The organism is Paenibacillus phytorum, from assembly GCF_013141715.1.
Lineage (GTDB): Bacteria > Bacillota > Bacilli > Paenibacillales > NBRC-103111 > Paenibacillus_E > Paenibacillus_E phytorum.
Genome location: NZ_WHOA01000147.1, coordinates 32,357 through 54,602, shown reverse-complemented (window position 1 = coordinate 54,602; position 22,246 = coordinate 32,357). Strand labels below are relative to the sequence as shown.

At 47.7% G+C, this 22,246-nt stretch carries 17 protein-coding genes and 1 riboswitch; all 17 genes read right to left on the bottom strand.

Going from position 1 to position 22,246, the window contains the following annotated elements:
* Positions 1-66: 66 nt before the first annotated feature.
* The 17 genes from GC098_RS21960 to GC098_RS21880 all read right to left on the bottom strand — a co-directional run bounded on the left by GC098_RS21960 (position 67) and on the right by GC098_RS21880 (position 22,194).
* On the bottom strand, positions 67-1,713 hold the full coding sequence (locus tag GC098_RS21960; protein ID WP_171645359.1) for an extracellular solute-binding protein: 1,647 nt from the start codon (positions 1,711-1,713) through the stop codon (positions 67-69).
* A 186-nt stretch (positions 1,714-1,899) separates the two neighbouring features.
* Complete coding sequence (locus GC098_RS21955) at positions 1,900-2,685, bottom strand: response regulator transcription factor (RefSeq protein WP_171645357.1); 786 nt, start codon at positions 2,683-2,685, stop codon at positions 1,900-1,902.
* Positions 2,682-4,418: a sensor histidine kinase gene (locus GC098_RS21950; protein ID WP_171645355.1), complete on the bottom strand. Its 1,737-nt coding sequence runs from the start codon at positions 4,416-4,418 to the stop codon at positions 2,682-2,684. The genes GC098_RS21955 and GC098_RS21950 overlap by 4 nt, the downstream gene beginning before the upstream one ends.
* Positions 4,419-4,579: 161 nt before the next feature.
* Positions 4,580-5,839: a phosphoribosylamine--glycine ligase gene (purD, locus tag GC098_RS21945; RefSeq protein ID WP_171645354.1), complete on the bottom strand. Its 1,260-nt coding sequence runs from the start codon at positions 5,837-5,839 to the stop codon at positions 4,580-4,582.
* A 66-nt stretch (positions 5,840-5,905) separates the two neighbouring features.
* Positions 5,906-7,453: a bifunctional phosphoribosylaminoimidazolecarboxamide formyltransferase/IMP cyclohydrolase gene (gene purH, locus GC098_RS21940; protein ID WP_029198293.1), complete on the bottom strand. Its 1,548-nt coding sequence runs from the start codon at positions 7,451-7,453 to the stop codon at positions 5,906-5,908.
* A 416-nt stretch (positions 7,454-7,869) separates the two neighbouring features.
* The gene (gene purN / locus GC098_RS21935; protein WP_171645353.1) at positions 7,870-8,481 is read right to left on the bottom strand and encodes a phosphoribosylglycinamide formyltransferase; all 612 of its coding nucleotides are present in this window, start codon (positions 8,479-8,481) and stop codon (positions 7,870-7,872) included.
* Complete coding sequence (gene purM, locus GC098_RS21930; protein ID WP_171645352.1) at positions 8,481-9,521, bottom strand: phosphoribosylformylglycinamidine cyclo-ligase; 1,041 nt, start codon at positions 9,519-9,521, stop codon at positions 8,481-8,483. The genes purN and purM overlap by 1 nt, the downstream gene beginning before the upstream one ends.
* A 107-nt stretch (positions 9,522-9,628) precedes the next feature.
* Complete coding sequence (purF, locus tag GC098_RS21925; RefSeq protein WP_171645351.1) at positions 9,629-11,161, bottom strand: amidophosphoribosyltransferase; 1,533 nt, start codon at positions 11,159-11,161, stop codon at positions 9,629-9,631.
* Complete coding sequence (purL, locus tag GC098_RS21920) at positions 11,146-13,389, bottom strand: phosphoribosylformylglycinamidine synthase subunit PurL (protein ID WP_171645350.1); 2,244 nt, start codon at positions 13,387-13,389, stop codon at positions 11,146-11,148. Before purL ends, purF begins: the two co-directional genes overlap by 16 nt.
* Positions 13,367-14,062: a phosphoribosylformylglycinamidine synthase subunit PurQ gene (gene purQ, locus GC098_RS21915; RefSeq protein WP_171645349.1), complete on the bottom strand. Its 696-nt coding sequence runs from the start codon at positions 14,060-14,062 to the stop codon at positions 13,367-13,369. Before purQ ends, purL begins: the two co-directional genes overlap by 23 nt.
* 26 nt (positions 14,063-14,088) lie before the next feature.
* Positions 14,089-14,328: a phosphoribosylformylglycinamidine synthase subunit PurS gene (purS, locus tag GC098_RS21910; protein WP_171645348.1), complete on the bottom strand. Its 240-nt coding sequence runs from the start codon at positions 14,326-14,328 to the stop codon at positions 14,089-14,091.
* Positions 14,329-14,635: 307 nt separating this feature from the next.
* The gene (locus GC098_RS21905) at positions 14,636-15,493 is read right to left on the bottom strand and encodes a phosphoribosylaminoimidazolesuccinocarboxamide synthase (protein WP_171645432.1); all 858 of its coding nucleotides are present in this window, start codon (positions 15,491-15,493) and stop codon (positions 14,636-14,638) included.
* A 68-nt stretch (positions 15,494-15,561) separates the two neighbouring features.
* Entirely contained in the window at positions 15,562-16,857 is a 1,296-nt protein-coding gene (gene purB / locus GC098_RS21900; RefSeq protein ID WP_171645347.1) for an adenylosuccinate lyase, read from the bottom strand.
* Positions 16,858-16,883: 26 nt separating this feature from the next.
* Entirely contained in the window at positions 16,884-18,065 is a 1,182-nt protein-coding gene (gene purK, locus GC098_RS21895) for a 5-(carboxyamino)imidazole ribonucleotide synthase (RefSeq protein ID WP_171645346.1), read from the bottom strand.
* Complete coding sequence (gene purE / locus GC098_RS21890; RefSeq protein ID WP_029198283.1) at positions 18,062-18,547, bottom strand: 5-(carboxyamino)imidazole ribonucleotide mutase; 486 nt, start codon at positions 18,545-18,547, stop codon at positions 18,062-18,064. The genes purK and purE overlap by 4 nt, the downstream gene beginning before the upstream one ends.
* A gap of 162 nt (positions 18,548-18,709) precedes the next feature.
* A riboswitch (purine riboswitch) is annotated at positions 18,710-18,811 on the bottom strand.
* A 634-nt stretch (positions 18,812-19,445) separates the two neighbouring features.
* The gene (locus GC098_RS21885; RefSeq protein WP_376773923.1) at positions 19,446-20,741 is read right to left on the bottom strand and encodes a dicarboxylate/amino acid:cation symporter; all 1,296 of its coding nucleotides are present in this window, start codon (positions 20,739-20,741) and stop codon (positions 19,446-19,448) included.
* A gap of 28 nt (positions 20,742-20,769) precedes the next feature.
* Positions 20,770-22,194 carry an NAD-dependent malic enzyme gene (locus GC098_RS21880; protein ID WP_171645430.1) on the bottom strand — a complete coding sequence of 475 codons (1,425 nt, stop codon included), beginning with the start codon at positions 22,192-22,194 and terminating at the stop codon, positions 20,770-20,772.
* Positions 22,195-22,246: the final 52 nt, after the last annotated feature.

Here is a 22,246-nt window from a genome sequence, read left to right as displayed (position 1 = left end):
ATCCATTTTTATGGTAGAAAAAGCGCACCACCATTCGGTTAGGTGATGCGCTCTTTTCATTACACGTTACTTTTTGGACTTGCTGATTTCATCCGTTACTTCTTTCGTGATTTCGTCGCCGCCTTGTGCTTTCCAATCGGTAACGAACTTATCAAACGAATCAAGGGGTTTCTCACCCATTACGATGCCGAAGAAAGTTTCATTCTCTAACTTTTGCAGATTAACCCATTTTCTTTCCATCGTTTTCGTATTCGCCGTAAATTCGCTGTACACCTTATTCATATTTTGCTTCAGCAAATCTGCTGGAACGGTGTATCCGAAATACCCTGACCAATCTTTCAGATCTGCTTTCGGATTGGCTTTGTCGCGTGTTGCCTTCGCAAACATTTCTTTCATTTCCGGATTCAGCTCTTCAGGCTTGATCTGTCCGCCCATCGCCTTTTTCAATGTATCGGACTTTCTCTCCACAGCATCCGCATAATCGTAGGTGGAATTTCCGATCGGCCAGTACTCTGCGCTTACCGTGAAGTCTAGGTTCAGAGCGTCTGGATCTACTTTACGCTGAGCATTGATAAACGTGTTCGCGTAAATCATAGCCGCTTCAGGATTTTTCATCCCTTTCTTCACCACAATAAACTGTGTGCTTACCGGCACCATCATCGTGTTCACAGTCCCTTTGGCATCAGGGATCAAATAAGGCACGAAATCAGCCTTCGGATTGAGCTTCATAGCATCAGCAGCCAACCCGCCGGACCACCAGGGTCCAAAGAACATACCCGCTTTGCCGGATACGATGTTCTCGTTCGGATCTTTGCGCAAAGCAAATTCCTTATCAATGGCACCTGCTGCATACATGTCGCGCAGCTTGCCGAGTGCTTGCTTCGTTTCAGGAAGTATCGAAGCGTAAACGACCTTGCCGGAGCTATCCTTGATCCAGTTGGAAGGATAAGCGCCGAACGCTTGGAAAATACCTTTGAAGTCACCACGTTGCGCTTTACCGCTTACCGTTAATGCTTTCTCGAAACCGGCAATTCCAATTGTATCCGCTTTGCCACTACCGTCTGGATCTTTCTCTACGAAAGCTTTGGCGATTGCAGCAACATCGTCAATCGACTTAGGCGGCTGCAGTCCCAATTTATCCATCCAGTCCTTGCGTACCCACGCCATACTTGCAGCATCCGCTTGTACGCTAATATTTGGAATACCCATCAATTTACCTTTATAGGTTGCTTTCTCAATCGCTTTGTTGTTCGTTGATGCATACAATTCCTTTGCTAATGGGGAAGCATATTTCTCATACACTTTGCTTAAATCCTCAATTTGTCCGGCTTCGGCGAGGGAAAGAAAGATTTGCTCGTTTACAAGCATAACGTCAGGTAGATCGTTGCTCGCGATGGCCAGTTTCATCTTTTGCTCATAGTCCTGTGAAGCTGCATACCATAAAATTTTAAAGTTGATATTCGTTTTTTGTGAGATATATTTCATGTATTGGTTGCTTTCAACTGTATCACCAGCAGGTAATTTTGCGCCTGGGCTTAAGCTTTTGAAGGTGGTCACTTCAATCGGATTCGGCATCTTAAACGGGTCCACCTTAACGTTCGGACTAGCTGCTTGCCCGCCGCCATCCTTGCTGGTCCCTACGTTATTGCTTGAACATGCCGTCATCAGAACAACCAATGCAATCATAGAAATTAGCGTTGTTTTCTTTTTCATATTGCCCCTCCTCATTAATAACCCTGCACTTACATTTTAAAGAAAATGAAAGACATTCGGGTCAGTTAATGTCTTACGTTTAGGAGCAAATCGTCTCCTAATTTGGCATTCCGGGAACGTTTTAGGAGACAAAAGTGCACTTCTTTGGAGACGATTTGTGTACTGTCGCTAAGTGAAAGCCCGAATTTAAGTCTGGCTCTTGCGAAACTCACCGGGCAGCATCCCCGTCAACTCACGGAACACTTTGCCAAAATATTTTTCATTCGGATACCCAGCCTGTGTGGCAATCCAACTAATCGTTTTCCCTTTTTGACAAAGCAATACTTTCGCGTGATTCACCCGCACTTCCCGGATATAATCGTTAAACGTTTTCCCGGCAATATCTCGAAAACAGCGGCTGAAATAGCTGCGGCTCATGTTCACCCTTTTTGCGATGTCCGGCAGAAGAAGTTCATTTTGAAACTCTTGATGAATAATGTCTACTGCCTTCCAAATACTCGCTTTCACTTCCGGCGAATACGGTCCTTCATCCTCTTCGGCAAACGTAGGAGTTCCCTGGATCTCTGCTTTCGTTTCCCTTGTTCGTACATTCTGCTCCTGCATTTTACCTACAATTCTTCTTAATATTTCGTCCATCTGCTCATGTTCAAGCTCAACCTTGGTCATATAATCCAGTGCCCCTAGGCGGAGCGCTTCCTGAATCAGTTCAAAATCCTGATGAAACGTCAATACGACCATACTAATATCCCGATAACGTTCTTTCACACACCTCATCAAATCTATACCTGACATGACAGGCATCGCTAAATCGGTAATGAGCAAGTCCACCTGATTATTCTCCAGAAACTCCAAAGCTTTTTTACCGTTACCGGCTTCTCCTACGACCTCTAGGTTATGCTCACGCCAAGGCATCATCGCGATGAAGCCTTTACGCACCAAGTGATCATCATCCACAACCATAACTTTTATCATTCGAGTACACCTCCTATTGGAAGACGAAGTATGATCGTCGTCCCTGAGCCGATTGTGCTTTTAATATGAAAACTCGCGGCCGCTCCGAATTGGAACTTCACCATACGGTTTACATATTGCAGCCCGATTCCCATACCTACCTTCTTTTTCTCTAATGTATTCTCGCTCATTAATTGATCAATCTCTTCCTCTGTCATCCCGTCTCCATTGTCTCTAACTTCAATAATGACATGCGATTCACCGTCTTCTATGACACTGACTTCGATAATGCCTTTATCCTCCAAGCCGTGATATAACGCATTTTCAACAAGCGGCTGTAGAATGAACCGTGGAACCGGCAGCTCAAGCGCCTCGGAATCGGCGTGGATTTTCACATCAAATTGAAAGTTATAACGGATCCCCTGCAGCTCGACATAATTTTTTAAAGCCTCAATCTCATCTTTAATTCTGGCGGGTCCGCCTTTACCGAGATTATAATAGAGCACTTTGTTTAGCGTCGAAACCAAGCGGTCTATATCCTTCTGCCCATTGGCACGAGCCAGCCAGCGGATGGTATCGAGCGTATTGTGAATGAAATGAGGATTGATTTGCGTCATTAATTTCTCGACTTCGAGAAATGCTTTGCCTTGTTCCTTCTGCTCTACCTCACCAATTAATTCGAAGATACGGCTTCTCATTTCGGCAAACTCTTTATAAATAACAGCAAACTCCAAGATCTGAGATTGTCTTCTCGGGAAAACCTCGTTGTTGCTTTTTACATTGCGAATATCCGTACTCAGCAGCTTGAGCGGACGGTATACCGTTCGCCAAATCAGCCAAGCAATGAAGAAACTTGCTATAAGCGTTAAGATGGCAAAAAAGGCGAACTGCTTTATCCACCTATTTACTTCGAGGTTGTATACCGATTTGGGGACAGCGGCCAATACCTTCCAAGATTGATTGCTGGTCTCCTCAAACATCATATATTTGCCCGAAGTGTCTTTATTCGATTGGTTATTGGCATTATGCAGCATGCCGACAGGAAAATCAGTTGAATTCTCGCTATAAACAATTTGGCCATGATTATCGACGATAAGATGTACCAAGTTGCCGCCGAATTGATCGTTGTCTTTGAGTATGCTTTCGGCCAATTTAAAATTAGTTTCAATATAGACATATACATCGTCACGATCCGGCAGCTCGACTTTGCGCAGGATGGACAGCACTTCATTGCCGTCGATGGGGTTTAAAGAAAGATGCGGTCCCATATAAGTAAGTTTATCGAATTTGATAAGGACAGGTAACTGCTTAAGGTCATAATCGTCACGAACGTTAAAATTCTCAAATAATACCTGCTTGTCTTTCTCAAAGTAATAAAACATTAATCCAAGGGTCGGGTTCGTAAAATGAATCAAGCCTAACTCGCTTCTGATCTCGTCATTCAATCTTTTCTTTTCATATAAATCAGCTGATAAATAGTTCTCTAGGCTTTTGCCAACCCTCCCGTCAAAGGCGAGCTGTTGAGAAGTGTGATTTAACTGACCGAGCGTATCTTCAAGCAAAAGCCTTACCTGGTGCAAATTGCTTTGGACTCCGCCCTCTGCTTTATTTTGTAAAATCGCATACATGGAGAAATAGGAAATGCTCCCAATGATAATTAAGGGTGCGAGTGAGCTGATAAACAGGATCAGGATTAGACGATATTTCAACGAATGCGGCTTCGGATGTAACCCCGCAATTTTAAGTATTGTCATGATTCAGCCTCGCTTTGCTACTTACCTAATACTGCCTAGTATACAAAACATAAAAAACGCTTACAACGGTCAATTAATTACATATTTTTTACAAACGGACTGAGAAAAATGAAAAAGCACAACCCTTTGATGAACAAAAGGCTGTGCTTTATAGGCTTACGCTATTTCAATGCTTTCATCGCAATATCCGTACGGTAATGCTTTCCGTCAAAATGGATCCGATCCGCATCCGCATAAGCTTTCTGACGAGCTTCAATGATATCCTTGCCTAGGCCTGTGATTCCGAGAACGCGTCCGCCATTGGTGACGATTTGGCCGTCTTCGATGGCTGTCCCCGCGTGGAACACTAGCGAGTCTTGCACTTGATCCAGTCCAGTAATAGGCAGCCCCTTCGGGTAAGGACCTGGGTAGCCCGGTGAAGCTACAATGACACAAACTGCCGCTTCCTCGCTCCACTCGATCGGCTGGTCAGCCAACGTTCCGTTGTTGATGGCAAGGAAAATATCGAGCAGATCAGTTTTGAGGCGAGGCAAAATGACCTGCGTCTCTGGATCGCCGAAACGAGCGTTAAACTCAATAGTTTTCACGCCATTCGGGGTCAAAATCAAACCGGCGTAAAGCACGCCTTTGAATGGACGGCCCTCTTTTACCATCGCATCAGCTGTAGGCTGAACGATGTTCACAAGCGCTTCCTGTACAATCGACTCAGGGATATGCGGCAGCGGTGAATATGTACCCATTCCGCCCGTATTTGGCCCTTTATCGTTATCAAAAACAGGCTTATGATCCTGTGATGGCACCATGAGGCGAACCGTGGACCCATCCACAAAGGCTAGCAGGGACATCTCTTGTCCCGTTAGGAATTCCTCAATAACTACGCTCGCGCCGGATTTGCCAAACACCTGATCCACCATAATATCGCGAAGCGCTGCTTCCGCTTCCTCCATTGTTTGGGCAACTGTAACCCCTTTGCCTGCAGCCAAGCCATCTGCTTTAATCACGATTGGAGCCGATTGACTGCGTAAGTAAGCAAGCGCTGGCTCATAAGCGTCGAAAGACTCGTAAGCAGCCGTAGGGATGCTATATTTCTTCAAAAGCTCCTTCATAAACACCTTGCTGCCCTCAATGATCGCCGCGTTAGCGCGAGGTCCGAAAGCCTCGATACCTTTGGACTCCAAATGGTCAACCAAACCTGCTGCTAATGGATCATCAGGTGCTACCATCACGAGGTCAATCGCCTGCTCCTTCGCAAATGTACTGATCTCCTCGAATTGCAGTTCCGTAATCGGCACACATTCCGCCAATCCAGCAATCCCGCCGTTCCCCGGTGCACAGAACAATTTGCTGATCTTCGGGCTTTTGCTGAGTGCCCATACTATCGCGTGCTCACGCCCGCCTCGTCCAATAACTAATACACGCATCTAGGAAACCCCTCTCATGGGGAATGCCCACGGTCCTGTTAATGATCGTGAGCATTCTCAATTGTTTTAGTGTTTAAAGTGACGAACGCCTGTCATGACCATGGCAATGCCATTTTCGTTCGCTACGCGGATGGATTCTTCGTCTTTAATGGAGCCGCCTGGTTGAATCACCGCTGTGATTCCCGCTTTTGCTGCCATTTCGAGCGTGTCGCCCATTGGGAAGAAAGCATCGGAAGAAAGGACGGAGCCTTTTGCCTTGTCGCCAGCTTGCTCAATGGCAATTTTGGCTGCGCCAACGCGGTTCATTTGACCTGCGCCAACGCCAACCGTCATGTCGTCTGCAACGAGTACGATTGCGTTAGATTTAACGTGCTTAACAACTTTCCATGCGAAAAGCAATTGTTTCATCTCTTCAGCCGTCGGTTGACGCTCCGAAACGACTTTCAAGTCAGCTTCGGTCAGCTGGTAAGCATCGCTAGCTTGTACGAGCATGCCACCTTCAACCGTTGTAATCACTGGCTCCGCTTTACGGCCAGCTACTGTATCTAAGCCGCTTACTTTGAGTAGGCGAATGTTTTTCTTTTTAGAAAGGATATCGAGCGCTTCCGGTGTAAAATCAGGCGCAATGACGATTTCTAGGAAAATCTCATGCAGCAATTGAGCTGTCGCTTCGTCAACCGCACGGTTCGCAGCTACGATACCACCAAAGATGGACGTTGGGTCTGCATTGTACGCTTTCGTGTAAGCTTCAAGCACATTTGTACCGATACCTACGCCGCAAGGATTCATGTGCTTAACGGCTACAACCGCAGGCTCGCTGAATTCTTTAACAATCTGAAGAGCAGTATTAGCGTCGTTAATATTATTGTACGATAATTCTTTACCGTGCAACTGTTCAGCTGTTGTAATGTTGCCAGCAGCCGCATTCGGCTTACGATAGAAAGCCGCGCTTTGATGCGGGTTCTCTCCGTAACGAAGCTCCTGCATTTTCTCATAAGTCACTGTATAGCGCTCTGGGTAAGGCTCGCCTTGCAGGCCAGTCAAGTAGTCACCAATCAAAGCATCGTAAGCTCCAGTATGACGGAACACTTTGGCTGCTAGACGTTTGCGCGTTTCCAGCGTTGTGTCGCCAGTCTCTTGCACTTCTTCCAGCACCTTCGCATAGTCGGTTGTATCCACGATAACGGAAACAAACGCATGGTTCTTAGCTGCGGAACGAAGCATCGTCGGCCCACCGATATCGATGTTCTCAATCGCATCTTCGTAAGTCACATCAGGCTTCGCAATCGTTTCAGCAAAAGGATACAAATTCACGACAACCAGATCAATATACTCCAAACCGAGCTTCTTCATGCTCTCTTGGTGCTCCACGTTGTCACGAACAGCCAGTAGTCCGCCGTGAACATTCGGATGAAGCGTTTTAACGCGGCCATCCATGATCTCCGGAAACCCTGTAACCTCGGAAATACCGATAACCGGCACCCCTTTATCCTTCAACAAACTAAGCGTACCGCCCGTAGAAATGATCTCAACGCCCAGCTTCGACAGCTCGCTCGCGAATTCAACAATTCCCGTCTTATCGAAAACGCTGATCAGTGCTCTTTTGATTGCCACTATGCTTCCTCCCAGAAAATTATATTTGTAACTTCTCCCGCTCATCCCAACATAGCGATGAAAAACATCCTTAACTTCGATCAAGCTCACTCATATAGGGTAATACCGTCGCGGTAACGATGTAAAACATCCTTAAAGTAGCTATTTCCTCCGCTCAGCCCAACTTAGCGATGAAAAACATCCTTAACATCGACCAAACTCACTCATATAGGGTAAATCCACCGCGGTAACGCTGAAAAACATCCTTACAGTAGCTATTTCTACCGCTCAGCCCAGCTTAGCGATGAAAAACATCTTTAACTTCGGCCAAACTCACGCAATTGGCGTAAAACAGCTACTTTAAGTGATATAAAACAGCATCGCGCACAGCCGAGTTATCCACAGGGGACCTTAATCTCAGGAGTTACGGCACCAACCTACGACCGCACGCTAACCCTGCGGCCATCCAAGCTCACGCGGTCCTCGCGCAGCCAGCGAATCACCTGCGGCAGCAGCACGTGCTCAGCCGCATGGATGCGCTCGGCCAGCGAGTCCGCAGTCTCGTGCTCGTGGATCTCCACGGCCCGCTGCGCGATGATCGGCCCGGAGTCCAGCCCGCCGTCCACGAAGTGAACGGTCACGCCGGTTTGCTTTACGCCGTACTCGACGGCCTGCTCGATCGCACGCACGCCGGGAAATGACGGCAGCAGCGATGGATGAATGTTGATCATGCGCCCGAAATACGGCTCAACCAGCACATTCGTAATAATCCGCATGTAGCCGGCCATAACGATGAGGTCAACCTGACGATCGTTCAGCTCCTTAAGGATAAGAGCCTCGTAAGCCTCACGACTCTCGTATTCCTTCGGAACAAACGTGAATACAGGTACCTTCGCCTCTATAGCACGCTCCACCACATACGCTTGCGGGCGGTCACAGACAAGAAGCTCGATGCTGACATCAAGCTTCCCCTTCTGTACCTGATCTACGATGGCCTGGAAATTCGAGCCGCTGCCCGAAGCAAAAATCGCAATTCGGTAAGGCTGCATTAAACCTCAGCTCCTTGGAACGTCACTACACGCTCGCCTTCAGTAACAACGCCTAAACGGTAGGCTTTTTCGCCTTGTGCTTCAGCTGCGGCAATAGCTTTCTCCGCATCGTCTGCGCCAACGATAACAACCATCCCGATGCCCATGTTGAACGTGCGGAACATATCGTTGTTCGAAATGCCGCCCTCACGCTGCATCAACTCAAAAATCGGAAGAATCGGCCACGATCCATATTGGATTTCGACGTTCACGCCTTCAGGCAGAACGCGCGGAATATTTTCGATAAAGCCACCGCCTGTAATGTGTGCCATCCCTTTGATCGCAACATCTTCAAGCATCGCAAGAACTGGCTTCACATAAAGCTTCGTTGGCTCAAGCAGCACGTTACCAAGCTTATCACCTAGTTCTTCAACATGACCTTGAAGCGTATAACCGCCATCTTCCAGCAAAAGCTTGCGCACAAGAGAGAACCCGTTACTGTGCACACCGCTCGATGCCAGACCTAGAACCACGTCTCCAGGACGGATCGTTGTACCATCGATGATCTTTTTCTTGTCGACGATTCCAACCGTAAACCCGGCAATGTCATACTCCCCTGACGCATACATGCCCGGCATTTCCGCCGTTTCGCCACCGATGAGTGAGCAGCCAGACTGCGCACAACCGTCAGCGATCCCTTTAACGATAGCTTCAATTTTCTCTGGAATTACTTTGTCACAAGCGAGATAGTCGAGGAAAAAAAGCGGCTCCGCGCCTTGAACGATAATATCATTCACGCACATCGCAACAGCGTCGATCCCAATCGTATCATGTTTATCCATTGCAAAAGCGATCTTCAGCTTCGTGCCCACGCCGTCCGTACCAGATACGAGAACAGGCTCCTCGTACTTGTCTTTGTTCAAGCTGAACAGCCCGCCGAAGCCACCGAGGTCAGTTAACACTTCAGGACGGAAAGTCCGTTTGACGTGCTTTTTCATCCGTTCTACTGCTTCGTTCCCTGCCGCGATATCGACTCCAGCCTTTTTGTAAGCATCCGACACTTCGCTTCCACTCCTTAGTTTGTCTATGTATCGGGTGGTCCTCCGCCTAAGCGAGACCCGCCCGTTGTGTCTATTCCATTTTTTTGCATTCCCAATCTATTAACCAATTAATCGCAAGCACAACCAACCTTAGTAACATCCACAATTTCTGTTGGATAAGTATTATCGAAGCAAGCCGTACAGTAGCCGCTTTCCGCCCCTGCCGAACCTTGACCGATCGAATCCAGCAAACCTTCTTTTGTCAAAAAATGCAGGGAATCCGCGTTGATCGCTTTACGAATCTCTTCAATAGAATTCATCGCAGCGATCAGCTCTTTCCGATCCGGTGTATCAATCCCGTAGTAGCATGGGTTCATAAAAGGTGGCGAAGAGATACGCACGTGCACTTCTGTTGCTCCAGCTTCTCTAAGTAAATTGACGATTCGGAGTGACGTTGTCCCGCGAACGATGGAGTCATCAATCATGACAACACGCTTGCCTTCGACGACTTTGCGAACGGCACTCAGCTTCATTTTAACACCTTGCTCACGAAGTTCTTGGCTTGGAATGATGAATGTCCGGCCTGTGTAGCGGTTCTTGATCAGACCCAGCTCATAAGGGATACCCGTTTGTTCCGCATAACCAATTGCAGCCGAAATACTCGAATCCGGCACCCCTGTTACAATATCAGCGTCAACGAAAGCTTCCATCGCCAGTTTCTTACCCATCCGCTTACGTGCGGAGTGAATATTCACCGTATCAATGTCACTATCTGGACGAGCAAAGTAGATATACTCCATCGCACAAATCGCGCGTCGGCCGCTTTCCGTGAAACGCTCCGACCGGAAGCCGTCGCGGTCAATCACGATGATTTCCCCCGGCTGCACATCACGGAAATACGTAGCTCCCACCGCATCGAAGGCGCAGGACTCGGAAGCGAACAAGTACGCATCTCCCAGACGGCCGATCATGAAGGGACGAAGTCCGTTCGGATCGAGCGCAGCGATCAATTTGTCCTTGGTGACGATCAGGAAGGCAAAGCCGCCGATAACTTGATTCATCGCATCTTTAACCGCATCCACAATATCGTCGTGCTCCGAACGGGCAATCAAATGCGCCATAACCTCGGTGTCGCTTGTTGTTTGGAAAATCGAACCCTTCCGCTCAAGCTCCCGTTTAATAATGTTTGCATTATCGAGGTTACCATTCGTCGCAATCGCAAGATCGCCCTCACGGTATTTGAAAACAAGCGGTTGTGCATTCGCTAGCTTGCTCTCGCCTGCTGTGGAATAACGCACATGCGCAATCGCTGTGGAACCTGTCAGAGGCGACAAATTCTCGTTAGTGAACACCTCTTTGGCCAGTCCCATGCCGCGATAATAGTTAAACTTACCGTCTTCCACTGTGCATATGCCGGCACTTTCCTGTCCACGATGCTGCAATGCATGCAGCCCGTAATAGCACAGAGAGGAAGCGTCGGGATGACCATACACCCCGAACACCCCACACTCCTCATTCAGCTTATCAAACAATCCGCCTTGGCCGCCTACACCTTCGTTGAAATACTCTCCTGTCCAAAGCTCATGCTGCCCGTCGCCCACTTGGACAACAGGAGCAGCAGGAAGCTTTAGGGCCTCGGATTGTTTTATGCCATTAGACATGGAATCGCATCCTTCCAGACTTTCGCCAGCTCGCTTACCGGAGACTGGAGACGCTGTTCGTTGTTGATTTTAACGGTCAGATCTGCACCTGTAACTGTTCCAATTTCTTGATAGGGTACGCCTTGTGAAGCAATCCAGTGTTTCAAAGCGTCCGCTTTATCAGGGGAAGCACTCAGCAAAATACGGGATTGTGTTTCACTGAATAGCGTGAAGTCAGGACGAAGGTCAGACGCCACATTAACAGCTGCGCCCAATTTACCGCCGATACAGCTTTCAGCCAAAGCAACAGCCAAGCCACCTTCGGATAAGTCATGCGCAGAAGCAACAAGACCTTCTTGAATTGCTTTTAGTACAGCATTTTGCAGGCGTTTCTCTGTAGCCAAGTCCAATTCAGGAGGACGGCCTTCGGTTACACCGTGAATCACATATTGGAATTCGCTGCCGCCGAGCTCATCTTTCGTCTCGCCGAGCAGGATGATGATGTCGCCTTCTTTTTTGAAGCTTTGCGTCGTGATGTGGTCTATGTCATGAACAAGACCAACCATCCCGATAACCGGAGTTGGGTAGATTGCACCTTTAGCGTTCTCGTTGTAAAGCGAGACGTTACCGCCGATAACCGGTGTATCCAAGAAGCGGCAAGCTTCTGCCATACCATCTGTGGATTTCTCCAGCTGCCAGAAAATTTCTGGCTTGTCTGGGCTACCGAAGTTCAGGTTATCCGTAACCGCGAGCGGCTCAGCGCCTGAGCAGACAACGTTACGCGCTGCTTCAGAAACCGCGATCCGTCCGCCTACTTCCGGATCCAGGTACACGTAGCGTCCGTTGCAGTCGGTTGTCATCGCGAGGCCCTTACGGGTTCCGCGAATCGTCACAACCGCTGCGTCCGAACCCGGACGCACTGCCGTATCTGTACGAACCATGTGGTCATACTGGTTGTACACCCACTCTTTGCTCGCTACCGTCGGAGACGCGAGCACTGATTTCAGCGCATCCGTCAATTTCGTTACCTCGGGGTAACGAGTCGTGTCGATCGATGCGCTAGCTTCGTAATAAGCCGGCACTTTGCTCGGCTTATTGTAAACCGGGCACTCGTCGACGAGTGCGCCGACAGGCATGTTCCCCACGACTTCACCGTGGTGGATCAACTTCAGGTAACCGTCATCGGTTACCTTGCCGACTTTCGCGCAGTGCAAGCCCCAGCGCTCAAAAATGCCCTTAGCTTGCGCCTCATGCTTCGGCTCAACAACGAAAAGCATACGCTCCTGAGACTCAGACAGCATCATTTCATATGCTGTCATGCCTTCTTCGCGTTGCGGAACTTCATCGAGGTAAAGCTCCATGCCGTTGCCCGCTTTACTAGCCATCTCTGCGCTGGAGCAAGTAAGCCCCGCAGCGCCCATATCTTGAATTCCGAGCACGATGCCGGAATTAATTAACTCTAAGCACGCTTCCAGCACGAGCTTCTCCATGAACGGATCGCCCACTTGTACCGCTGGGCGCTTCGCTTCGGACTCAGCCGTAAGCTCCTCGGATGCGAATGTCGCACCGTGGATACCGTCGCGGCCCGTAGCCGGTCCAACGTAGAACACTGGGTTGCCAACACCTTTGGCAACACCGCGTTGAATCATGTTGTGGTCGATAAGACCCACACACATTGCATTAACGAGCGGGTTCCCCTCGTAGCTCTCGTCGAACATCACTTCGCCGCCGACTGTCGGAATCCCGATACAGTTCCCGTATCCAGCGATTCCTGATACAACGTGCTCGAACAAGTACTTCACGCGGTCGTTTTCCAGCTTGCCGAAACGCAAGGAATTCAGAAGCGCTACCGGACGCGCGCCCATGGAGAAAATATCACGAATAATACCGCCCACACCTGTCGCCGCGCCTTGATAAGGCTCAATAGCGGAAGGGTGGTTGTGACTTTCTATTTTGAAAACAACCGCTTGGTTGTCTCCGATATCTACAATCCCTGCGCCTTCGCCAGGTCCCATCAGAACGCGAGGTCCTGTAACTGGGAATTTACGAAGAACAGGTTTGGAATTTTTGTATGAACAGTGCTCGGACCACATAACGCTGAATACACCGATCTCAACATAGTTCGGATTGCGTCCAAGAAAGCCGCAAATTTTGGCAAACTCTTCGTCCGTTACGCCCATTTGCTTGTAAATTTTCTGCTCCGCGATTTGCTCGGCTGTTGGTTCATTAACGGATAGCTGCTGCGTCATGTTTTTCCCTCCAAGCGCTTAGAATTGATGTAAAGATTTTCTTACCATCTGCGGAGCCAAGAATCTCATGAACGGCACGCTCCGGATGAGGCATCATACCAACGACATTACCTGCTTTATTGCTGATTCCTGCGATATCATCTAGTGATCCGTTCGGGTTGTTGCCCGCTTCATAACGGAAAACGATTTGATTGTTTTCTTGTAATTCTTTTAGCGTAGCTTCGTCACAATAATAGTTACCTTCGCCGTGAGCGATTGGAATTTCAATCAGCTCGCCCTCCGCGTAATCACGCGTGAAAGCCGTCGTGTTGTTCTCCACTTTAAGGATCGTTTGGTGGCAGCGGAATTTCATTCCGTTGTTGCGCAGCAAAGCGCCTGGCAGTAATCTTGCTTCCGTTAACACTTGGAATCCGTTACAAATACCTAGAATGTACTTGCCTTCTTCCGCAGCCTTAACTACAGCTTTCATTACGTTCGTAAATTGTGCAATCGCTCCGCAACGCAGGTAATCCCCATAAGAGAATCCACCCGGCACGAGGATGCAGTCGTATTTGGACAAGTCGCCATCTGTATGCCAAACATAATCAACCGGCTGACCAATGGTATCTTCGATTGCCTTGTACATATCGATGTCGCAGTTCGATCCCGGAAATACAAGAACCGCAAAATTCATGACGTTTTCCTCCTTCTTCTGGTTTATTACGCCAACTCGTAGCGGTAGTCTTCGATAACCGTGTTCGCAAGCAGCTTCTCGCACATTGCTTTTACGCGCGCTTCTGCTTCTGCTTTATCCGCCACATCCAGTTCTAACTCCAAGTATTTCCCGATGCGCACCTTGCCAACTTCGTCAAAACCCATGGAATGAAGCGCTCCTTGCACCGCAGTTCCTTGAACATCCAATACGTTCTGCTTGATCGTTACGTAGACCGTTGCTTTCATCTCAAATCTCTCCTTAGCGTTATTCGCCAGAGCAGCTGGCATGGACTGGAGCCCATTTAGAAGTCCCTAAAGGCTCTTATTTCTCATTTTTCTTACTATATCCGGGAAATAGCAGCTTCTAGAGACTCTTATTTCCCCAAAATGCAACTTTTTTATTGATAATCATGGAAATAAGAGGCTTTAAAGACTCTTATCCGCAATTTTTTGCTCTTTTCTTAGAAATAGGAGCCTCTAGAGACTCTTATTCTCAACCTGGGCAGGAATTGGAGGAAGGTAATCGCCGCCAACCCCGCCCTTTATCTCTGCACTAATCCACCAAACGGTGTAAAATTTCTTTATAACGGTTCGAAGTTTCTTCCACAACGGAAGCTGGAAGCTCATCCGGCTCACTATTTTTATCCCAGCCCGATCCCGCTAGATAGGTACGTACGGGCTCTTTGTCCATCGAATCAATCTCGATATCCAGGGCGTATTTATCTTCTGACCAGTAACGCGAGGAATCCGGCGTGAAAATTTCATCAATAATAATAAGTTCACCCGCATAAAAGCCGAATTCAAACTTCGTATCTGCTAAAATAATGCCCTTTTGCTCACAAATCGCATGAGCCAACGTGTAAAGCATGATGCTTCGCTCTTGCAGCTCATAAGTCAGCTTCTCGCCGACTAATTCAATCATTTGTTCCACGGAAATGTCTTCGTCATGACCGACATCATTTTTAGCCGCAGGTGTGAAAATAGGATCTTGCAAGCGCTCGTTTTTACGCAGGCCTTCAGGCAGTTTGCGGCCATTAATCTCGCCGGTTTTCTCGTACTGTCTCCAGCCGTTGCCTGTGATGTACCCGCGAACCACGCATTCAATGGAGATGCGCTCCGCTTTTTTCGCTACAATAATACGTTCCCTTAGAAGCTCTCTATCTTCCGCACTCGGAATAATCGCGTGGAGCTTTTCCACGTCTGTGTGCACAATGTGATTACTCATGTAGCCGCTCGTCACACCGAACCAGTATTTACTTAGCGCGTTCAGAACGTACCCCTTATCAGGAATACCAGGCTTCAACATGTAATCAAAAGCCGAAATCCGATCCGTCACCACGATAAGGAAATGTTCGCCCAGATTATACAGTTCACGTACTTTACCCTTATGAACCAGGGGAGCGTTAATCATTTCAACGGCTGAATCCACGATATTGCTTGCCACGAAGCACACATCCTTCCTGCTAAAAATGTTGTTTTCTATTTCAAACCTAAGCGGTTAAAGATCGTGTCTACGTGTTTCAAATGCCAGCTTGGATCGAAGCAATCTGCGATCTCTTCTGGGCTTAACACTTCTGTAATCACGGAAGCATTCTCCACGATTTCGCGGAACGAACGCTGCTCTTCCCATGCTTGCATCGCTCTAGGCTGAACCGTATCGTACGCTTGCTCACGAGCAAAGCCTTTGTCGATCAGCTTCGTCATCACGCGGCCAGAGAAAGGAACGTCATAGGTGCTGCGCATGTTGCGCTTCATATTTTCAGGGAATACAGTCAAGTTCTTGATGATGTTGCCTAGACGGTTCAGCATGTAGTTAAGCAGCTGCGTCGCATCCGGCAGGATAATACGCTCAACGGAGGAGTGCGAAATGTCGCGCTCATGCCAAAGCGTCACGTTCTCATAAGCTGAAACCATGTGCCCACGAATCACACGGGACAGACCGGAAATGCTTTCGCAACCAATCGGGTTACGCTTATGCGGCATTGCGGAGGAACCTTTTTGACCTTTTGCAAAAGGCTCTTCAACCTCACGGAACTCACTCTTCTGAAGTGCGCGAATTTCTGTAGCGAATTTATCAAGGGAAGTAGCAACTAGCGCTATCGTCGCCATGTATTCCGCGTGACGGTCACGCTGCAAAGTTTGTGTAGAGATCGGAGCTGCTTTCGTGCCCAGCTTGCCGCACACATACTCTTCAACGAACGGATCAATGTTCGCGTAGGTGCCTACTGCACCTGAGATTTTACCGAATTGTACGCCATCAGCTGCAAAACGGAAACGCTCCAGGTTACGCTTCATTTCCTCGTACCAAAGCGCCATTTTCAAACCAAAAGTCGTCGGCTCTGCATGCACACCATGCGTTCTGCCCATCATGGCTGTATCTTTATGTTCGATCGCTTTATTGCGAAGGATTTCGATGAAATTCTGAATGTCTTTGTCCAAAATCTCGTTTGCTTGTCTTAGCAAGTAGCCCAGTGCCGTATCGACAACGTCTGTCGAAGTCAAACCGTAGTGAACCCATTTGCGCTCAGGTCCCAGCGTTTCGGAAACTGCTCTAGTGAAGGCGATTACGTCATGACGCGTCTCTTGCTCGATTTCATAAATGCGGTCAATGTTGAAACTTGCGTTCTCGCGCAGTACTTTCACATCTTCCTTAGGAATAACTCCGAGCTCTGACCATGCTTCGCAAGAAAGAATCTCGACTTCAAGCCAAGCTTGGAATTTATTTTCCTCTGTCCAAATGCGTGCCATTTCTGGGCGTGTATAACGTTCAATCATGTTAGATGTTCCTCCAATGAGTTCTTTTACTTACTTTCCCAAATGCTAGTCTGTTCTATCCAAGTCAGTGCTTTCGCTACGTCGCTTGTAAGTAGATTGATGTGTCCCATCTTGCGCTTTTCTTTCGCTTCTTTCTTGCCATATAGATGAACCTTCGCGGAAACGCCTAATTCACTGTGTTCCAGGAAATCAGGTCGGTCGATCAGTCCTAGCAGCGGTTCGATATGCTCACCAAGCAAATTGACCATCACAACTGGTGACAGCAGCTCGGTAGAACCAAGCGGCAGGTTGCAAATCGCGCGAACATGCTGCTCGAACTGTGAAGTCCGGCACGCTTCCATCGTGTAATGACCTGAATTGTGCGGGCGTGGCGCAAGCTCATTGACGTAAAGCTGTCCATCCTTCGTCAGGAATAACTCCACTGCGATCAAACCAATCACACCAAGCGATTCTGCGATGCGTACTGCAAGCTCTTCAGCTTCCTTTTGCACCTGAGCAGGGATTCGCGCCGGAACGATCGATTGATGCAGGATGTTATGTACATGTATATTTTCAGCAGCGGGAAAAGCCTTCACCTCGCCGCGTAGACTTCTTGCCGCAATCACGGATAATTCTTTGTCAAAATGAATGAATTGTTCGAGAACCAGCTCTGTTTTGGCGCGGCTGAGCGTTTCGTAAGCTTCCTCCACCTCGTCCAGCGAGCGAAGAACCCATTGCCCTTTGCCATCGTAGCCGCCAGTTGCTGTTTTGAGCACGCACGGAGTCCCGAAGCGTTCAGCCGCTTCACGCAAATCAGCTGCGCTAGTGATTTCAGCATATGGAGCCACAGGTACGCCTGCTGCTTCAATCGCTCTCTTTTCACGCAGACGATGCTGGGTCGTGTATAAAAGCTCACTTCCTTGAGGAACATATGACTCTTTCATTAAGATGTTGGTCACATGCGCATCAACGTTCTCAAATTCGTAGGTGATGACGTCCGACAGGGCTGCGAGCTTTCTCGCCGCTTCAACATCGTCAAAATCCGCCTGAATTTGCTCATCCGCTACTTGACCGCAAGGTGCGTCATCCGTAGGGTCGAGCGTCACGAAGCGATACCCCATGTTGCGTCCGGCCAAGGCCAGCATTCGGCCTAGCTGCCCACCGCCCAAGATGCCGATCGTGCCGCCTGGCTTGATGACCTTATCGCTTAAGTTTGAAGCTTCACTCATAACAGGTCACTGCTTTCAATCACGGTCTGTGCGATGCGTTCCCGACGCGCTCTGACCTTCGCTTGCAGCTCTGGCTCGAATGCGCCAAGAATTTGCGCTGCCAAGAGGCCTGCATTCGTTGCGCCCGCATGACCGATTGCTACCGTCGCAACTGGAATCCCGCCTGGCATTTGCACGATCGAGAGCAAGGAATCAAGTCCGTTCAGCGTGGACGTTTTGACTGGAACACCAATAACCGGAAGCTCCGTTTTGGCTGCTACCATCCCTGGTAGATGCGCCGCCCCTCCTGCTCCGGCAATAATTACTTGAATGCCGCGGCCTGCCGCCGAAGCTGCATATTCGAACATAAGGTCCGGCGTTCTATGCGCAGAAACCACCTTTTTCTCATAAGGCACTCCCAGCTCTTCCAACATGTCGCATGCGTGCTTCATCGTTTCCCAATCCGATTGGCTTCCCATTATGACACCTACACGTACCGTCATCACTTCAAACCTACTCTCATCTTATATGGTAGTGTTAAAACCATGTTTACAATACATCATCTATAACCTTAAACCCAAAAAACGCCCAGAGCTAGAATACATGATTCTATCCGCTGGACAGCAAAAGAACCGAATGCAAAAAGACCATCGTCTTCCTATGGTTTCCCTCATTCGCTTCCTCGTAGTCCAAAAATTCATGGTTTTTGGGTAGAAACTTTCAGGCCTTATCCCTGATTTTATACGAGTTGATTCGACATTTTCAATTAGTGCGGCTTCATTTCCCGCTTCCCTAGTTTACTACCAACTAACGTGCGATGTCAATTTCAAAAAACGAACAATTTTCGTCTAATTCTTTTGGATAGTTCGCTTTTTGGTGCATTTTCTATCTTTTAAACGGTTTGCGACCTCAGATGAGATTCTCATCATCTCCTGAGACACGATTTGCCAACAATAAATACTTTCGATTAGTAGATGTTCATTATGCTAATATTTTTCGACAAGACCTTTATATATGACTTATCCGCATAAAAAAATATAAAAAGGCTAAATTGTTGTACAGCAGAGACCGTCGATCCATTTATCCAATCTTGCTTTACATGGAGGTGTCTTAAATTGGGATCAATCGTCAAATATGCTCAATTGCAACAAATGGGCTCAAAATGTTGTACAAACTGCAACTTCAAGTTGCAAAATAGCCTTTTGGCATGTAAATTGTTGTAGAAAATACAACATTGGCAACATACTTAGCTTGCCCAGAAGAAATCAAGGAAATTGTTGTATCACAAAATCATTATACATACATCCACAATAATAAAAGAGGGCATTCCATTAAATGGAATAACCCTCTTTTACCCATTGTTTTTCAGGCAAATTTATCAGCCATCCTCAAAGAGTCACTTTACAAAGCTGGCGCTTCTTGTGCAGATGAAGTTTGAAGAGAAGTATCTTGATCTTTGACTTCTGGATTTGGATTAAACTGATTTTCACTCTTCGCAATGACAATTGTCGCTACGCTATTACCAATGATGTTCGTAATTGCTCTCGCTTCCGACATGAATCTGTCTACCCCAATCAGAAGCGCCATGCCTTCAATGGGAATGACATTGTTCGGAATTGCGGCTAGTGTTGCCGCCAGTGTGACGAAGCCAGATCCGGTAATACCCGCAGCACCTTTCGAAGTTAGCATCAGTACGCCCATGAAGGTCAGTACCTGAATCCAATTTAGCTCTACACCATAGGCTTGTGCAATGAATAACCCTGCCATAGATAAGTAGATTGATGTACCGTCAAGGTTGAACGAATAACCAGTGGGAACAACAAGACCTACGACCGGCTTCGATGCGCCGAACTTCTCCAGCTTTTCCATTACGCGCGGCAATGCAGATTCGGAAGAAGATGTCCCTAATACAAGCAGCAGCTCTTCTTTAATGAATCTCAAGAGCTTAATTAAGCTAAACCCATACATTCTACAAATGGATCCGAGCACAATAAAGATGAACAATGCCATGGTTATATAGACGGACCCCATCATTTTACCGAGAGAAAACAAGGAATGAACGCCGAATTTACCGATCGTATAAGACATTGCACCAAAAGCTGCAATTGGAGAGAACTTCATGATGATTCCTACAATGCGGAAGAATATTTCATTCATTTTCTCTAGGAAATTCGTAACGGGTTTCACTCTGTCCCCAAGACCAGCCATCGCCAAGCCAAACAAGATAGAGAAGAATAGAACCGGCAGCATATCACCTTTGGAGAATGCAGCCATCACGTTATCCGGAACGATACTTGTAAGGAAATCGATAAAGCCGTGACTGGTTGCTGCCGCGTCTTTCGTATACTTCGCAACATCTGCGGCCTTCACTCCAGCCGTGCTCATTCCTGCGCCAGGGCGAATGATGTACATGACAGTTACTCCGATAACCATTGCAAACGTAGTAATAATTTCAAAGTACAGTAGCGCCTTGCCGCCGATTCGACCTACTTTTTTCATATCCCCCATACCAGAGATCCCGATTACAATGGTAAAGAAAACAATTGGAGCAATAACCATCTTGATCATTTTCACAAACACATCGGAAAGAACTTTTAAGCTTTCCCCTTGATGAGGGAAAAACTGGCCAACCGCAATCCCGAGCACAATGGCTAACAGTACCTGCAGTGTTAGGTTTTTTCTAAGTTTCATTATCATCGTATATCCTCCTTCATCTCTATCTAAGCTAGGCTTTGACTTTCTCTTTGCGTCTTCTTGCGACCCCATCTTCATAAGCCGCTTCTATAACTGCATCTCTCACTCGTTCCGCGACAGATTGATTAAACACACTTGGAATAATGTAATACTCATTCAACTCATCCTCTTGAACAACCGATGCAATCGCCTTGGCTGCTGCAAGCTTCATATTCTCAGTCACTCTGGATGCCCTGCAATCCAGCACGCCCCTAAACAAGCCTGGGAAGCACAACACATTGTTGATTTGGTTCGGGTAGTCCGAACGGCCAGTAGCCATAACCCGTACATAAGGCTCTGCCTCTTCGGGGAGAATTTCCGGCGTCGGATTTGCCATCGCAAAGACGATCGGATTTTCCGCCATCTTGGCGACGTCTTCTCTTTTAAGTACACCGGGACCCGATACGCCGATAAAAATATCTGCTCCTTCAATAACATCAGACAGCGATCCTTGAATCTGCTTCGGATTCGTATGTTCCGCGTACCATTGCCAAAACGGATTATCGTAAACGCCATCACGGGTGATAGCACCCTGTCGGTCGACACCGATAATATTTCGAACACCTGCAGCCATCAGCATTTTGGTGCAAGCCGTTCCTGCCGCGCCAACGCCGCAAAGCACGACTTTGCAATCCTCAAGCTGCTTGCCCACGATCTTAACGGCATTAAACAACCCCGCCAAAAGCACCACAGCTGTACCATGCTGATCATCATGAAATACGGGAATATCCAGTTCCTCGATAAGCCGCTGTTCAATCTCAAAGCATCTAGGTGCAGATATATCCTCTAGATTGATTCCGCCGAACGTCGGCGATAGCGCTTTCACAATATTTACAATTTCATCAGTATCCTGTGTAGCCAGACATATCGGAAAAGCATCAACACCAGCTAACTGCTTAAACAACATTGCCTTTCCTTCCATAACAGGCATAGCTGCTTCAGGTCCAATATTACCCAGACCAAGTACGGCAGTACCATCCGATATGACCGCAACCGTATTCCGTTTGATAGTGAGCGTATGGGCAAGCGACGGCTTTTCGTGAATCGCCATGCACACCTTGGCAACACCCGGTGTATACACCCTGGAAAGGTCATCTCGATTTTTTATGGGATACTTGGGACTCATTTCAATTTTCCCGCCCAAATGAAGCAGAAAAGTTTGATCCGAAACATGAACGATTTTTACTCCCGCTAATTTGCGGATGGCCGCGGCAATCAGTTCCGTATGCTTGTTATCGTATACATTGATCGTGATATCCCGAACCGTGATGTTTTTATCCGTTCTAACGACGTCAATGGCTATAATATCTCCACCTGCATCACTAATGGCCGTAGCCACACTGCCGAACGACGCGGTATCCTTATCCAATTCTAATCTCAAAATAATACTTGTATTAACTCCCGATGGGATTGACACGTTCTTCACCTCAAGCGATATTAGACTTTGTTGTATCATCTATTTCTGTTTT